Annotated in this window: 12 protein-coding genes; 2 read left to right on the forward strand and 10 right to left on the reverse strand. The window is 69.0% G+C overall.

Features of this window, described 5'->3' with window-relative positions; genetic code table 11:
- Positions 1 to 549 precede the first annotated feature (549 nt).
- Positions 550 to 1,851, reverse strand: a complete 1,302-nt coding sequence (tyrS, locus tag AB4Y94_RS15670) for a tyrosine--tRNA ligase (RefSeq protein ID WP_441728895.1) — start codon at positions 1,849 to 1,851, stop codon at positions 550 to 552.
- Positions 1,852 to 1,981: 130 nt separating this feature from the next.
- Here tyrS and AB4Y94_RS15675 point away from each other — a divergent pair, with 130 nt between their 5' ends.
- Positions 1,982 to 2,713: a DNA-binding protein gene (locus tag AB4Y94_RS15675; RefSeq protein ID WP_441728896.1), complete on the forward strand. Its 732-nt coding sequence runs from the start codon at positions 1,982 to 1,984 to the stop codon at positions 2,711 to 2,713.
- Positions 2,710 to 3,327 (forward strand): hypothetical protein, encoded by a 618-nt coding sequence (locus AB4Y94_RS15680; protein ID WP_441728897.1) that lies wholly within the window; start codon positions 2,710 to 2,712, stop codon positions 3,325 to 3,327. Before AB4Y94_RS15675 ends, AB4Y94_RS15680 begins: the two co-directional genes overlap by 4 nt.
- A 408-nt stretch (positions 3,328 to 3,735) precedes the next feature.
- Here AB4Y94_RS15680 and AB4Y94_RS15685 read toward each other — a convergent pair whose 3' ends face one another.
- The 9 genes from AB4Y94_RS15685 to pheS form a co-directional block, all read right to left on the reverse strand.
- A complete protein-coding gene (locus tag AB4Y94_RS15685; protein WP_441728898.1) occupies positions 3,736 to 4,332 on the reverse strand; it encodes a DNA-3-methyladenine glycosylase in 597 nt (198 codons plus the stop codon).
- Between the two features lie 16 nt (positions 4,333 to 4,348).
- Positions 4,349 to 5,812 carry an argininosuccinate lyase gene (gene argH / locus AB4Y94_RS15690; protein ID WP_441728901.1) on the reverse strand — a complete coding sequence of 488 codons (1,464 nt, stop codon included), beginning with the start codon at positions 5,810 to 5,812 and terminating at the stop codon, positions 4,349 to 4,351.
- The gene (gene argF, locus AB4Y94_RS15695; protein ID WP_441728902.1) at positions 5,805 to 6,758 is read right to left on the reverse strand and encodes an ornithine carbamoyltransferase; all 954 of its coding nucleotides are present in this window, start codon (positions 6,756 to 6,758) and stop codon (positions 5,805 to 5,807) included. The genes argH and argF overlap by 8 nt, the downstream gene beginning before the upstream one ends.
- 38 nt (positions 6,759 to 6,796) lie before the next feature.
- A complete protein-coding gene (locus tag AB4Y94_RS15700) occupies positions 6,797 to 8,011 on the reverse strand; it encodes an acetylornithine transaminase (protein ID WP_441728903.1) in 1,215 nt (404 codons plus the stop codon).
- On the reverse strand, positions 8,011 to 8,958 hold the full coding sequence (argB, locus tag AB4Y94_RS15705; protein WP_441728904.1) for an acetylglutamate kinase: 948 nt from the start codon (positions 8,956 to 8,958) through the stop codon (positions 8,011 to 8,013). Before argB ends, AB4Y94_RS15700 begins: the two co-directional genes overlap by 1 nt.
- Entirely contained in the window at positions 8,958 to 10,130 is a 1,173-nt protein-coding gene (argJ, locus tag AB4Y94_RS15710; protein WP_441728905.1) for a bifunctional glutamate N-acetyltransferase/amino-acid acetyltransferase ArgJ, read from the reverse strand. The genes argB and argJ overlap by 1 nt, the downstream gene beginning before the upstream one ends.
- Positions 10,127 to 11,176, reverse strand: coding sequence for an N-acetyl-gamma-glutamyl-phosphate reductase (gene argC, locus AB4Y94_RS15715; protein WP_441728906.1), 1,050 nt, complete (start codon positions 11,174 to 11,176; stop codon positions 10,127 to 10,129). The genes argJ and argC overlap by 4 nt, the downstream gene beginning before the upstream one ends.
- A gap of 248 nt (positions 11,177 to 11,424) precedes the next feature.
- On the reverse strand, positions 11,425 to 13,980 hold the full coding sequence (gene pheT, locus AB4Y94_RS15720; RefSeq protein ID WP_441728907.1) for a phenylalanine--tRNA ligase subunit beta: 2,556 nt from the start codon (positions 13,978 to 13,980) through the stop codon (positions 11,425 to 11,427).
- Complete coding sequence (gene pheS, locus AB4Y94_RS15725) at positions 13,980 to 15,053, reverse strand: phenylalanine--tRNA ligase subunit alpha (RefSeq protein WP_441728908.1); 1,074 nt, start codon at positions 15,051 to 15,053, stop codon at positions 13,980 to 13,982. Before pheS ends, pheT begins: the two co-directional genes overlap by 1 nt.
- Positions 15,054 to 15,056: the final 3 nt, after the last annotated feature.

The raw sequence follows: 15,056 nt of genomic DNA on the forward strand, positions 1-15,056 counted from the left end.
GAGCCAGGATCAAACTCTCCGTAAATGTTTGATTGCACGACCACCGAAGTGACCGGCACATCTAGAGTGCCCAGCCGCCGGAATAGGCGAACCAGACACAAGTTTGAAACTGACAGAACAAATCATTACTGACTTGCTTTGTTGTTTAAATGTTTTCCAAAGGAATCTCATACGCGGTACCCCCTAGAAAGGAGCCCTACGAACGAGGTTTTTGGCATTTGACATTGTGCACGCTGTTGAGTTCTCAAGGATCGGACGCACCCGACTTCAGGCCTTACGGCTGTCGCTCCGGGGCACTTCCTGTGTTACGTATGTAGCTTTTCCGTTGTGTCCGGGCCCCAGCTAGTGGTGCCGTCTTCACAACTCATCAAGTAGAATCGGGCGAATATCTTCGCTTGTTTCTTACCTGGGATGGCCCCCGCTTGAGGCCGAGAAGCTTTCCGCTTCCCGCACCTTTGGGGTGACAAGAGATGACATTACGCGGATTCCGGGGGGCCCGCAAATTGTGCTTGCAGCCCGGGCGTGTCGCGGCCCGCTCCGCGGTCGCGGCTACTCCACGAAGACGCCGGCCAGCGTCTTCTTGCCGCGACGCAGCACGGCGAACCCGCCGGGGAGCACTGACCCCTCGATGGTGTCCTCGTCGCTGGACACCTTCACGTTGTTGAGGTAGACGCCTCCCTGGGAGATCGCCCGCCGCGCTTCGCTGAGGCTGCTGCTGAGTGCGGTGTCCACCAGCAGCTGCGCCACCGGCGCATGCGGGGCGGTCGTGGTGTTCGGGAGTTCCCGAAGCGCCGCCTCCAGGGTGGCCTGGTCGAGATCGCCGAGCTCCCCCTGGCCGAACAGGGCCCCCGCGGCGCGGATCGCGGCATCCGTTGCGCCCTCACCGTGTACGAGGCTGGTGACCTCCCACGCCAACGTTCGCTGGGCCTCGCGTTTGAACGGTTCAGTGGCCACTGCCTGTTCGAGGCGGTCGATTTCGATGCGCGGCAGGAAGGTGAAGATCTTCAGCCGGTCGATGACGTCCAGGTCCCCGGTGTTGACCCAGAACTGGTAGAACGCGTACGGGCTGGTGAGCGCGGGGTCGAGCCAGATGGCGTTGCCCTCGCTCTTGCCGAACTTGGTGCCGTCGCTGTTGGTGATGAGCGGGGTGCCGATCGCGTGCACGCTCTCCCCCTCAGCGCGATGGATGAGGTCGGTGCCGCTGGTGAGGTTGCCCCACTGGTCGCTTCCGCCGGTCTGCAGCACGCAGTCGTAGCTGCGGAACAACTCGAGGTAGTCCATCCCCTGCAGGATCTGGTAGCTGAATTCGGTGTAGCTGATGCCGGCGTCCGAGTTGAGCCGCGCGCTCACGGCGTCCTTCTTGAGCATGGTGCCGACGCGGTAGTACTTGCCGATGTCGCGGAGGAAGTCGATCGCCGACAGGGGCGCTGTCCAGTCGAGGTTGTTGACCAGGGTGACGGCGTTGTCACCTTCCGAGCTCAGGAACCGCGCCACCTGGCTTTGGAGGTAGCCGACCCACTCGGCGACGACGTCCTTGGTGTTGAGGGTGCGCTCGGCGGTCGGGCGCGGGTCGCCGATCAGTCCGGTGGAGCCGCCGACCAGCCCCAGCGGCCGATGGCCGGCCAGTTGCAGCCGTCGCAGCAGCAGAATCTGCACCAGGTTGCCGAGGTGCAGGCTGGGGGCGGTGGGGTCGAAACCGCAGTAGTAGGTGATCGGGTCCCCCGAGAGAAGCTCCTTCAGCTCGGCCGCGTCGGTGGAGACGTGCACCAGGCCGCGCCAGTTGATCTCCTCCCAGACATCGTCGAAGGAGGGATCGTTGGACTGCTGGGCGAGGATCGCTGGGTCTGACACCTCGCCAGATTACCAGCGGCGGGGCGTCGGGAGCGTGTGCGGGCATCCGCTTGATAAAGGCTGTGGGCTAACTCGATATTGATTTAGGCTCTAGCCTTTACTAAGCTGCATGTAGGACGGAGGCTTAACCATGTTCGTGATCACCGCTGACCAGATCGACAGTCGCAACGACCGTGACCGCGCCGGTGAGCTCATCGCCGAACTCAGCGCCAGGTTCGGCGAATCATTCGAACTCCCGCCGGACCAGACGTCAGGCGACGAGATCCAGATCATCACAGCGGATGCCCGCGCCGCGTTCGACACGGTGCTCACGATCCATCGCACCGGGCGTTGGAGTACCGGCCTGGGCGTCGGCGGTGTGCGCACTCCCCTTCCCGCCGCTACCCGGCAAGCGACCGGCGGCGCATTCATCGCCGCCCGGGATGCCGTCAACCGGTCGAAGAAGACGGATGCGCGGTTCGCGCTCGAGGTGTCGGGTGGCGGCTCGGACGGATCCGGCGGTGCCGGCGGTGCCGCGGGTGGCGGCGGTGCCGCGGGTGGCGGCGGTGCCGCGGGTGGCGGCGGTGCCGCGGGTGGCGGCGGTGCCGCGACGCTGCTCTCCCCCGGCGAAATCGACGCCCTCATCTCGATGCTGCTGCTGCTCCGCGGGCGCCGGAGCCCGGAAGGCTGGGAGGCGGTGGACCTCCTGGAACGCGGCCACAACCAGTCCGAGGCCGCCGGTCGGCTGGGGGTCACCACCGCCGCGGTGAGCCAGCGGGTTAAATCGGCCATGTGGAGAGTCGAGGAGTCAGCGCGGCCGGGCTTGGTTAGGCTGCTGGAGAACCTCGATCGCGCTACGACCGAAACGGAACCAGCCGAATGACCTATTTCCCGCTGCTCAGCTACCTGTACTGGCTCCTGTTGTTGCTGGTGACCGCGGGATCGCTCGTCTTCGCGGTGCTGGCCTTCCGGCTGGAGAAGCGGATGTACGCGATCATCTCCGCCGGTGCCCTCGCGGCCGCGTTGTTCATCGCGGTGGTGCCCGCGCCCCGCGGGGAGACCAACCTGAGCATCGTGCTCGGGATGCTCGCGCTCGCGCTGGCCGTCGTCGGCGGCGGCCCGATGGCGGTGCTCGTATTGAAGCTCGCGACCAAGAACACGGTGGCGCCCGGCACCCACGGCGGCATCATGGTGGAGAACGAGGGCGGGATTCCGGTCACGGGCGGCGCGGGAAGAGAGGGCCTGCTGCCGGAGCCCGGGGTGCACGAGGTGCTCCGCGGCGGACTCGCGATCGGCATGCTCGAACGATTCGCCCTGGCCGGCGCCATTCTGGCCGGCTTCCCCGAGGCCATCGCCGTGATCGTGGCGATCAAGGGTGTCGGCCGGTTCACCGAACTGGCCGCCTCCGAGGCACGCGAGCGATTCATCATCGGCACGTTCGCGAGCCTGATCTGGGCGAGCGCCTGCGCCGCCCTGGTGCAGCTCGCCACGTCTTGACCTGCGGCACAGCGGCATCCGCTCACCCGCCAGCCTTCCCCCGGTCGTCGCTTCGTCGCTTCGTCCCGTGACCCTGCAGCCTCCACGCCCCTGCCCCCGTGACCCTGCAGCCTCCACGCCCCTTCGCCCGCGCCCCGTTCGCCCCTCACTCTGTCCCTCGCGCTGAGGATTTGACCACACGCGGATGGCAGGCCCACCGCGCGTGGTCAGATCCTCAGCGCGAACGGAAATGCCCAGGCGCAACAGCGCACCGGCACGGCGGCGAGCAGGGAGCGGGCAGGGAGCGGGCGGCGAGCAGGGAGCGGGCGAAGAGTGAAGAGTGGGGACCAAGGGGTCAGGGGGCCAAGGGGCCAAGGGGCCAAGGGGCCAAGGGGCCAAGGGGCCAAGGGGCGATCGTCAGCGGCGGCGTCAGCGGGGCAGCTTGGGATGCCGCTTGTAGGGTGACACGCTCGGCTCGCCGGGAATCCAGAACCGCCAGGGGAACTGCTTGCTCCCCCCAGCGCCGTTGATACCGGTGCGCGGCCCCGCGAGATACTCGGCCGGGCTGTCGGCCAGGACCAGGTCGAACGGCTGCTGGTTGAGGTCGGCGCCGTTGTCCGACAGCACGATGCCGAGCGCGACAGTGAGGCGGGCCGGTCCGCGGGCCAGGTCGTGGTCGCTGCGCGAGGTGAAGCGCCTCTCCCGGGCAGCCTCGATGCCGGAGACGACCTCACCCGCCCGGACCAGGCAGCCGGAGGGCTGCCCCTCGGGCGAGCACACGATGTTGGCGCACGTGTGCATGCCGTAGGTGAAGTACGCGTACAAATGCCCGGGCGGCCCGTACATGCTCGAGTTGCGCGCGGTCAGGCCGCGGAACGCGTGCGAGCCCGGGTCGACGCCGTCACCGACGTAGGCTTCGACCTCGGTGATCCGCACCGCAACGTCGTCGTGGGTTAGGACCGCACCGAGCAGGAGCGGCGCGACCTCAGGCGCCGGTCGCTCAAGCAGGGTGCGATCGAACGTCATCGGACGCTGACCCGCATCATGGTGTGAGCGCGGCAGCCAGTCCGCGCACTCGCTCGACCAGGGCGGCCCGCTGCTCGGCGACGCGCACCGGTGCGGTTCCGCCGACGCCGTTGCGGCTCTCCACTGACCCGCGGATGGTGAGCACGTCGCGCACATCCGGGGTCAGGTGCGGTGAGATGGCCTCGAGCGCGGCGTCGTCCACCTGCTGCAGCTCGAGGTCGTGGTCTTCCGCGTATTTCACCAGCGCGCCGGTGATCTCGTGTGCGTCACGGAAGGTGACGTGGCGTTTGACCAGCCACTCCGCGACATCCGTTGCCAGGGAGAAACCCTGCGGGGCCAGCTCGGCCATGCGTTCGGTGTGGAAACGCAGCGTCGCGACCATACCGGTGAAGGCGGGCAGCAGCACTTCGAGGGTTTCGATCGAGTCGAAGACGGATTCCTTATCCTCCTGCAGGTCGCGGTTGTAGGCCAGCGGGAGGCCCTTGAGCGTGGTCAGCAGGCCGGTGAGGTTGCCGATCAGCCGGCCGGACTTGCCGCGCGCGAGCTCGGCGATGTCGGGGTTCTTCTTCTGCGGCATGATCGACGACCCCGTGGAGTACGCGTCATCGAGGGTGACGAAGCCGAATTCGCGGGTGTTCCAGATGATGATCTCCTCGGCGAGGCGGGAGAGATCGATGCCGAGTTGGGCAGTGATGTACGCGAACTCCGCGGTCAGGTCGCGGCTGGCGGTGCCGTCGATCGAGTTCTCCACCACCCCACCGAAACCGAGGTCCGTCGCCACCAGCTTCGCGTCGAGTCCGAGGGTGTTGCCGGCCAGGGCCCCTGAACCGTAGGGCGAGAAGTCGGCGCGCTTGCTCCAGTCCGCGAACCGGTCAAGGTTGCGCACGAGCGGCCAGCAGTGCGCGAGCAGGTGGTGGGCGAGGAGCACCGGTTGTGCGTGCTGCAGGTGGGTGCGGCCGGGCATGATCGCGTCGGCGTGCTCCTCGGCCTGGGCGGCGAGGGCGTCGATCAGGTCGATCACCAGTCGCGCGATGGTGGCCGCGTGGTCACGCAGCAGTAAGCGGATGAGGGTGGCGATCTGGTCATTCCGGCTGCGGCCGGCCCGCAGCTTGCCTCCCAGGTCGGCCCCAGCGATGTCGATGAGGCCACGTTCGAGCGCCGAGTGGACGTCTTCGTCGGTCTCGGCGGGCGTGAACCGGCCATCGACGACAGCCTGTTCGAGGACGTCGAGCGCATCAACCATGCCGGCCAGCTCGTCGTTGCTGAGGTACCCGGCCGCCGCCAGCGCGCGGGCGTGGGCCCGCGAACCGCGGAGGTCGTATTCAGCCAGCTGCCAGTCGAAGTGGGTGGACTTGCTCAGTCGCGCCAGCTCGGGTGACGGTCCGCCGGCAAAACGGCCGCCCCAGAGGGAGCCGGCCTCGCCGGCGCGGTTGACGACCGTGTTATCGGCCGGGTTGGCGATGTCGTTGTTCTCAGGCATTGCGGGCACCCGTCGTCGTGTCGGTGTTCTTCTCCAGCAGCCACACCAGGAGGGCCTTCTGGGCGTGCAGCCGGTTCTCGGCCTCATCCCAGATGACGCTCTGCGGGCCGTCGAGCACCTCGGCCGACACCTCGTAGCCGCGGTCGGCGGGGAGGCAGTGCAGGAAGAGGGCGTCGGTCTTGGCGCGGGACAGCATCGCCTCGTCCACCCGGTACGCGCCGAAGGTGTCCAGGCGCGCTGCCTTCTCCTCCTCCTTGCCCATCGACACCCAGGTGTCGGTCACCACGACGTCAACGCCGGCTACGGCGTCGTTGGGATCGGTGAAGACGGTGACCGAGCCGTGGGTCTCCGCGGCGATCGCGGCGGCATCCGTCACGACCTGGGCATCCGGTGCATACTCGGCCGGGGCGGCCACCCGTACATGCATGCCGGCCGTCGCGCCGGCCAGGAGGTATGACTGCGCCATGTTGCTGGCGCCGTCACCGAGGAAGGCGACGGTGAGCCCGGCAAGTGCGCCGCGGTGCTCACGGATGGTGAGCAGGTCGGCCAGCAGCTGGCACGGGTGGAAGTCGTCGGAGAGCGCGTTGACGACGGGGACGGTGGTACCGTTCGCCATCTCTTCGAGCCCGGCCTGCCCGAAGGTGCGCCAGACGATCGCGGCGACCTGGCGTTCCATCACCCGGGCCGTGTCGGAGGCGGTCTCCTTGCCGCCGAGCTGGCTGCTCGCGGTCTGGATGATCAGCGGGGAGCCGCCGAGGTCCGCGATGCCGACGGCGAATGAGAGCCGGGTGCGGGTGGACGACTTGTCGAAGATGACGGCGACGGTCTGCGGCCCGTCGAGCGGGCGCACCGCGAATCGGTCTCGCTTCAGTTCCAGGGCCAGATCGAGGATCTCGGCCTGTTCGGCCGGTGAGAGGTCGTCGTCGCGCAGGAAATGGCGGGTCACGGTGTCGCTTTCAGCTGGGTTTGTGGGATTCCTCAACTCTAGAGGCTGGCCAGTGCGAGCCCGAATCGTCGTTCGAATTCGGCCAGTTCGGCGTCGCCGACCACGAGCGGCGGAGCCAGGCGAATGCTGGTCTCGTTGGCCGCGTTGATGATCAGACCGTGCTTCATCGCCTCCGCGACCAGCCGCACCGCGACCGGTTCGGCCAAGCCCAGCCCGATCAATAGGCCCTGCCCGCGCACATCGGTGATCAGCGGCGAGTCGAGCCGGGCGACGATGTCCCGCAGCTGGTCCCCGCGCACCCGGGCGTTCTCGACCAGGTTGTCGCGCTCGATGACGTTGAGCACGGTATTGGCGGCGGCGGTCACCAGCGGGTTCCCGCCATAGGTGCTGCCGTGCTGCCCGCGGGTGAACAGGTCGGACGCCGCGCCGAACGTCACCAGGGCGCCGATCGGCACTCCCCCGCCGAGCCCCTTTGCGAGGGTGACGGCATCGGGGAGGATACCGGCGTGCTGGTAGCCGAACCAGGCGCCGGTACGGCCGATGCCGGTCTGGATCTCGTCCAGGATCAGCAGTACGCCGTGCTTCGTGCACAGGTCGCGGGCGCGAGCGAGATAGCCGTCGGGCAGGTCGATCACGCCCGCCTCGCCCTTGACCGGCTCGAGGAACAGCGCGGCGACGGTGTCGTCGATCGCGGCCTCGAGCCCGTCGATGGTGCTGTCGATGTGCTCGACCCCGCCGGGAACCGGCTCGAAGGCCTCACGCAGCTGCGGCTTGCCGGTGAGGGCGAGCGCGCCCATGGTGCGGCCGTGGAAGGAGTTGTGCAGTGCGATGATGCGCGTGCGGGGACCCGGGGCGACGGATGCCGTACTCCGGTCGGTGTTCAGACCGTGCGTGTTCAGCCGGGCCAGTTTGAACGCCGCCTCGTTTGCTTCGGCCCCGGAGTTGCAGAAGTAGGCCCGGCCGGGGTCGCCGGCGCCGGTGAGGCGTTTCAGTCGTTCGGCCAGCTCGATCTGCGGTGGCGATGCGAAGTAGTTGGACACGTGGGCCACTGTGGCGATCTGCTCGCTGACCGCGGCGACGACCTCGGGGTGGGCGTGGCCGAGCGAATTCACCGCGATGCCGGCCAGGAAGTCGAGATATTCAGTGCCCTCGTCATCCCAGACGTAGCATCCCTGGCCGCGCACCAGCAGCGCCAGCGGGATTCCGACCGTGCGCATCATCGAGGCGCCGTAGCGGTCCTGCCAGGTTGTCATTACGACTCCACTTTCTCTACTGGTTCTGCGGGCGCTGTTGGTTCTGCCCTGACGACTTCGGTGCCGATACCGCTCTGGGTGAAGATCTCCAGCAGGATCGAGTGCGGCACCCGGCCGTCGATGATCGCGGCCTTGGCGACGCCACCGTTGACCGCGTCGAGGCAGGCGGTCATCTTGGGGATCATCCCGGACTCAAGGCTCGGCAGCAGCTCGGTGAGCGCGTCGGCGTTGATCATCGACACCAGCGAGTCCCGGTTCGGCCAGTCGCTGTACAGTCCGGCGACATCGGTGAGGATCACGAGCTTCGCGGCACCGAGCGCGACCGCGAGGGCCGCCGCCGCGGCATCCGCGTTGACGTTCAAGGACTGGCCCGGGACATCCGTGTCAGGGGCGATGGAGGACACCACCGGGATCCGGCCCGCGGCCAGTTGGGCGTGAACGGCCTCGGGGTCCACCCCGACGACGTCGCCGACCAGGCCCAGGTCGACCTCTTCGCCGTCGACGACCACACCGCGCCTACGGCCCTGGAAGAGTCCGGCATCTTCACCGGAAAGCCCGGCGGCGAGCGGACCGTGCTCGTTGATGTGGCCGACCAGGTCGCGGTTGATCTGCCCCGTGAGCACCATCCGCACCACGTCCATGGCTTCCGGCGTGGTCACGCGATAGCCGCCGCGGAACTCGCTCTGGATGCCGAGCCGTTCGAGCATCGCCGAGATCTGCGGGCCGCCGCCGTGCACCACGACCGGGCGGATGCCGGCGTACCTGAGGTACACCATGTCCTCGGCGAAGGCGCGCTGCAGGGCTTCGCTGACCATGGCGTTCCCGCCGAACTTGACCACGATGATCTGGTCGTGGAAGCGCTTCAGCCACGGCAGCGATTCAATGAGCACCGCCGCCTTGACTGCGGCTTCGGCCTGGCTGACGGTTTCGGTCTGGTCGTCGCCCATCAGCTGGAGTACGCGCTGTTCTCTTCGACGTAGTCGTGGGTGAGGTCGTTGGTCCATACCGTCGCCATGGCGTGTCCGGCGTGCAGGTCGATCACAACGGATGCCGCGCGCGGCGTGAGGTCCACCAGGTCACGCGGTTGGTCCGGTTCCCCGCCGCTGCATACCTGCACCCCGTTGATGGCAACGTCGATGTTGTACGGGTCGAAGGTCGCATCCGTGGTGCCGACGGCGGCGAGGACCCGGCCCCAGTTGGGGTCGTTGCCGTAGATGGCGGCCTTGAACAGGTTGCTGCGGGAGACGGCGCGGGCCACGATGACGGCCTCGTCTTCGGTGGCGGCGTTTCGCACTTCGATCGCGACGTCGTGGGAGGCGCCCTCGGCGTCGCCCTGGAGCTGGAGGGTGAGGTCCGCGCAGAGGGCGGTGAGGGCGTCCGTGAACTCGGTGAGGTCGGCCTCGATGCCGCTGGCGCCGGAGGCCAGGAGGCTGACGGTGTCGTTGGTGGACATGCAGCCGTCGGAGTCAAGGCGGTCGAAGGTGATGCGGGTGGCGGCGCGGAGGGCGACGTCGAGCTGCGGCGAGGTGAGGTGCGCGTCGGTGGTGATCACCACGAGCATGGTCGCCAGTCCGGGTGCGAGCATGCCGGCGCCCTTGGCCATGCCGCCGATGGTCCAGCCGGTCGGCGACCGGTACTCGGACTGCTTCGCGCGGGTGTCGGTGGTCATGATCGCCTGCGCGGCCGCCAGGCCCGACTCGGCGCTGGTGGCGGCATCCGTTGTCAGGGCGGCAGAGGCCGCACGGATGCCGGTCTTCAGCTTCCCGAGATCGAGTTGCTCGCCGATCAGGCCGGTGGAGCAGACCAGCACGTCGCCGGAGGAGATGCCGAGCTGCTCGGCGACGTATTCGGCGGTGGCGTGGGTGGTCTGGAAGCCCGCTCTGCCGGTGTAGCAGTTGGCGCCGCCGGAGTTCAGCACGATGGCGCTGACCTGGCCGTCGCCCATGACCTGCTGGCTCCAGATCACCGGATTGGCCAGGCACCGGTTGCTGGTGAAGACCGTGGCGGCACTCTGCAGCGGACCTCGGTTCTGCACCAGGGCGAGGTCGAGGCCGCCTGACTTCTTGAGGCCGGCCGTGGCGCCGGCTGCGGCGAATCCGGCGGGGGCGGTGACGCTCACGGGGCTACTCCATTCGTGCTGAGGCCGGCCGTTTCGGGCAGGCCGAGGGCGATGTTGGCGGACTGGATCGCGGCGCCGGCGGTGCCCTTGGTGAGGTTGTCGACGGCGGTGACCGTGACCACCCGGCCCGCGGCTTCATCGACGGCCAGGCCGATCAGTGCGGTGTTTGCGCCGAGCACGTCGGCGGTGCGCGGGAAGTGGCCCTCGGGCAGCAGGTGCACGAACGGCTCGTCGGCGTAGGCGCGTTCCCAGGCGTTGCGGACGTCTGCCGGGGTGGCGCCGGGCGTGAGGCGCGCGGTGGAGGTGGCCAGGATGCCGCGGGACATCGGCACGATCACCGGCGTGAACGAGAGGGTGGGGTTGGTGGCGCCGGCCCAGCGGAGGCTCTGCTGGATCTCGGGGATGTGCCGGTGCGTGCCGCCGACCGCGTAGGGGTTGGCGGAGCCGAGCACCTCGCCGGCCAGGTTCGGCAGCTTCAGGCTCTTGCCCGCGCCGGATGGGCCGACAGCGAGCACGGCGACGATGTCGCGCTCCTCGATCACCTTGGCGCGGATGCCGGGTGCTAGCGCGAGCGCGACGGTGCTGGCGTTGCAGCCGGGGGCGGCGATGCGCCTGCTGTGCTGCAGGTTGGCGCGTTGGGATCCGCCTACGCCGACGACCGGAAGCTCGGGCACGCCGTAGGCCCAGGCGCCGAAGTAGTCGCCGCCGTAGAACGCCGCCCAGTCGTCTTCGCTCTCGAGGCGGTGGTCGGCGCCGCAGTCGACGACGAGGGTGTTCTCGGGCAGGTGCTCGGTGAGCGCGCCCGACTTGCCGTGCGGCAGCGCGAGGAACACGACGTCATGGCCGCCGAGTGTCTCCGGTGTGGTCTCGCTGAGCGTGAGGTGCGCGAGGGAGCGAAGGTGCGGCTGCACGTCGACCAGGCGCTGCCCGGCGTTGCTGTTCGCGGTGACGGTGCGCACCTCGAGGTCGGGGTGCGCGGCCAGGAGCCGGAGCAGTTCACCGCCCGCGTATCCGCTTGCGCCTGCGACCGCCACCGAAAGAGTCATGCTACAAATCTACTGCGCGGCGCGGCGGGGTCTTACGCGGGGCATCCGCTCGGGGCATGCGGCGGGCATCCGCCCTCCATCGAGCCGTGCCGGATGTCGTTCGCGCTGAGGATCTGACCACGCGCGGAGGGCCTGCCATGCGCGCGTGGTCAAATCCTCAGCGCGACGGAAAAGCGGGCGGCGGAAGCGGGCGGCGGAAAAGCGCGCGCGCGGATGCCGCGGCGGGCGCCCAAGGCGCCCGCCAGCGGCTACTCGCGGAGCGTCGCCCCGAAACGCTCGGCCGCCGCGGCCACGCCGGCGAGCTTCGCGTCGCTCGCCTCTGCAGCAGTGAGGGTGCGGTCGTGCGCCCGGAACCGCAGGGCGAAGGTGAGCGACTTCTTGCCGGCGGGAACGCCGGTGCCACGGTAGTCGTCGACGAGGTCCGCTCGCTCAAGCAACGCGCCTCCCCCGTCGATGACGGCGGCGAGCACGTCCCCGGCCGGTACGGCGGCATCGACGACGAGCGAGAGGTCCTGCGTGGCGGCCGGCATGGTCTCGATCGGGGTGGCCGTGATCAAGCGGCCGGCCTCCGCCATGACGGCGGAGAGGTCGAGTTCGGCGACGCCGACCACCGACGGGAGGTCGAACTCGTGCGCGACGGTGGGCAGCAGCTCGCCGGCGTAGCCGACGACCTGCTCGCCGGCATCCGTTGTCACGAACAGTTCGGCGGTGCGACCGGGGTGCATCGCCTGGTGCGCGCCCTGGCGCACCTCGATACTGACACCGGTGGCGAGGGCGACCTGGCGCACCGCGGCGATGGCGTCGGTCCAGCCGGCGGCGATCGGCGGCTGGCCGGGCTGGTGGCGCACCGCGTTGCCGGTGAAGACCACGCCGACAGAGAGCGGCTGCGGCGGGATGCCCGCGTTCAGCTCGGCCTCGAGTTCGGCGCTCGGGCGCACAGCACCGGGTGGCACGACGGCGGCACCGTACTCCACGCCCGCGACGGGGCGGAATACCGTGCCCATCTCGAACACCGCGAGGTCGGTGAGGCCGCGGGAGCGGTTGCGGTGGGCGATCTGGAGCAGCCCGGGCAGGATCGAGGTGCGGAGGAACGGCGCCTCGCCGTCGAGCGGGTTGGCGACGCGCACCTGCGGAACCCCGGCACGAGCAGCGCCGGCAACGACGGATGCCGCCCCGAACAGGTCGTTCGCCTTCTCCGACACGAACGGGTACGCGAGCACCTCGGTGTGCCCGGACGACGCCAGCGTGTTCGCCACGGTGCGCCGCAGGGTCTGGGTGCGGGTGAGGCCACGCCCGGGCGGCGCCACGGGAAGCACGGACGGGATGCGGTCGTAACCGACGATCCGAGCTACCTCTTCGGCGAGTGTCCACTTGTCGGTGAGGTCGGGCCGCCAGCTCGGCGGGGTGACGGCGAGGCCGGTGGGGGTCTCGGTCAGTGACGCGCCGATCTCGGCGAGCGACTCGCGCACCTCGTCACGGGTGTACTCGAGGCCGATCAGCCCGGAGATGAAGCCCAGCGGCAGGTCGATCGGCTGCACTTCGGGTGTCGCATCGTGCAGCGACCCGAGGTCGTCGGCGACTCCCCCTGCCAGCTCCACCAGCAGCTGCACCACCCGGGCCGCGGCGACCACCGCGACCGACGGGTCGACGCCCCGCTCGAAGCGCTTGGAGGCTTCGCTCGGCAGTTTGTGCCGGCGGGCGGTACGGGCGATCGACACCGGGTCGAAGTTCGCGGCCTCGACCAACACGTTCGTGGTGCCGTCCCCGATCTCGGTGGTCGCACCGCCCATCACGCCGGCCAGGCCGATCGGACCGGAGTCGTCGGTGATCAGCAGGTCTTCGGCGCTGAGGGTGCGCGTCACGTCATCGAGCGTGGTGAGCTTCTCCCCCGCGCCGGCTCGGCGCACAGTGATGCCGCCGCTCAGCTTGTCGAGGTCGTAGCCGTGAACCGGCTGGCCGAGTTCGAGCATCACGTAGTTGGTGATATCCACGACCAGCGAGATCGAGCGGATGCCGGCGAGCTTCAGGCGGGCGATCATCCAGGCCGGGGTCGGCCGGGTCGGGTCGACTCCGCGAACGACCCGGGTGACGAAGACCGTCGCGCCGACGTGCCCGCGGACGGGGGCCTGGTCGTCGATGGTCACCGGGAATTCGGAGGCGACGGTGATCGGCGGCACCGCGAGGGCCGGGTCGCGGAAGTCGGCGCCGGTGGCGTGCGAGTACTCGCGCGCCACCCCGCGGATCGAGAACGCGTAACCCCGGTCGGGGGTGACGTTGATCTCGACTGCCGCGTCGTCCAGGCCGAGCAGGCTGATCGCATCCGCTCCGACCTCGGGGTCGAGTCCGAGGGTCGTCAGCCGCAGGATGCCGTCGTGTTCCTCGCCCAGGCCGAGTTCGCGGGCCGAGGCGATCATGCCGTCGGAGACATGGCCGTAGGTCGTGCGGGCGGCGATCGGGAACGGGCCGGGCAGCACCGAACCGGGCAAGGTCACGACGACCTTGTCGCCGGTGATGAAGTTGTGGGCGCCGCAGACGATGCCGTGGACTGCCGGTCCGCCGTCGGCGGCGGTGTCGACGCCCTCTGGCGCGACGCGCACCTGGCACCAGCGGATGGTCTTGCCGTTGGACTGCGGTTCGTCGACGTACTCGAGCACCTGGCCGACGACGATCGGGCCGGAGAGTTCGAACCGGTGGATCGCCTCCTCTTCCAGGCCGACGCTGACGAGGGCGGCGTGCACGTCCTCCGGGGTGGTGCCGGGCTCGAGGTCAACGTATTCGGCGAGCCAGCTCAGGGGTACGCGCATCAGACGGCCATCCCGTACTGCTGGCTGAACCGAACATCACCCTCGACCATGTCGCGCATATCCTTCACATCGTTTCGGAACATCAGTGCTCGTTCGACTCCGACGCCGAATGCGAATCCGGAGTACACGTCGGGGTCGATCCCGGCCGAGCGCAGCACGTTGGCATTGACCATGCCGCAGCCGCCCCACTCGATCCAGCGCGCGCCACCCGAGAAGGTGGGGTGCCAGAGGTCGAGCTCGGCGCTCGGCTCGGTGAACGGGAAGTAGTTGGGGCGCAGCCGCACCTTGGCCTCGTCGCCGAACATGGCCTTGACGAAGTGGTCGAGCGTGCCGCGCAGGTGCGCCATGGTGAGGCCCTTGTCGATGGCGATGCCCTCGATCTGGTGGAACACCGGTGTGTGCGTGGCGTCGAGCTCGTCGGTGCGATAGACGCGCCCGGGCGCGACGACGTAGACCGGAAGTTCCCGGCTGAGCAGGGCGCGCAACTGCACCGGGGAGGTGTGCGTGCGGAGCACCAGGTGCGCGCTGGTCGGTTCGGTGAAGAAGGTGTCCTGCATGGCGCGGGCCGGGTGGTCCTCGTCGAAGTTGAGGGCGTCGAAGTTGAACCATTCGCTCTCAAGCTCCGGCCCCTCTGCCATCTCCCAGCCCATGCCGACGAACACGTCGGCGACGCGTTCCTGCAACAGGGTCAGCGGATGCCGCGCGCCGGCCTGCCAGAGTGAGGGCGCCGCGGTCACGTCCACTGTCTCGGCGGCGAGCTGCGCCCGGGCCTCGGCCTCGAGGATCACTGCCTCGCGTGCGGCGAGAGCCTGGGTGACCCGGCCGCGGGCTGACCCGACCAGCTTGCCTGCCGCCGCCTTCTGGTCGTTCGGCACGCTCCGCATCAGGCCGTTGAGCTTCGCCAACGGCGACGTCTCCCCTGCGTGGGCGGCGCGCACGGTCTTCAATGCGGCCGAGTCTCCGGCGGCGTCGATCGCGACCAGGGCGGCGTCGACGGCGGAGTTGACCGCGGCTTCGGTGATGGCGGGTGGTTCGGTGGGCGCGGAGGGATCGCTGTTCAGAGGCTCAGACACAAG

The sequence above is a fragment of the Glaciibacter sp. 2TAF33 genome, assembly GCF_052114945.1.
Lineage (GTDB): Bacteria > Actinomycetota > Actinomycetes > Actinomycetales > Microbacteriaceae > Cryobacterium.

What these genes read in the sequence shown, in the direction of transcription:
- AB4Y94_RS15680 (WP_441728897.1), top strand. Translation starts at nt 2,710, where the DNA reads ATGACCTATTTCCCGCTGCTCAGCTACCTGTACTGGCTCCTGTTGTTG.
- pheT (WP_441728907.1), bottom strand. Translation starts at nt 13,980, where the DNA reads ATGCGCGTACCCCTGAGCTGGCTCGCCGAATACGTTGACCTCGAGCCC.
- argB (WP_441728904.1), bottom strand. Translation starts at nt 8,958, where the DNA reads ATGGGCGACGACCAGACCGAAACCGTCAGCCAGGCCGAAGCCGCAGTC.
- argH (WP_441728901.1), bottom strand. Translation starts at nt 5,812, where the DNA reads ATGCCTGAGAACAACGACATCGCCAACCCGGCCGATAACACGGTCGTC.
- AB4Y94_RS15685 (WP_441728898.1), bottom strand. Translation starts at nt 4,332, where the DNA reads ATGACGTTCGATCGCACCCTGCTTGAGCGACCGGCGCCTGAGGTCGCG.
- AB4Y94_RS15675 (WP_441728896.1), top strand. Translation starts at nt 1,982, where the DNA reads ATGTTCGTGATCACCGCTGACCAGATCGACAGTCGCAACGACCGTGAC.
- argC (WP_441728906.1), bottom strand. Translation starts at nt 11,176, where the DNA reads ATGACTCTTTCGGTGGCGGTCGCAGGCGCAAGCGGATACGCGGGCGGT.
- AB4Y94_RS15700 (WP_441728903.1), bottom strand. Translation starts at nt 8,011, where the DNA reads ATGACAACCTGGCAGGACCGCTACGGCGCCTCGATGATGCGCACGGTC.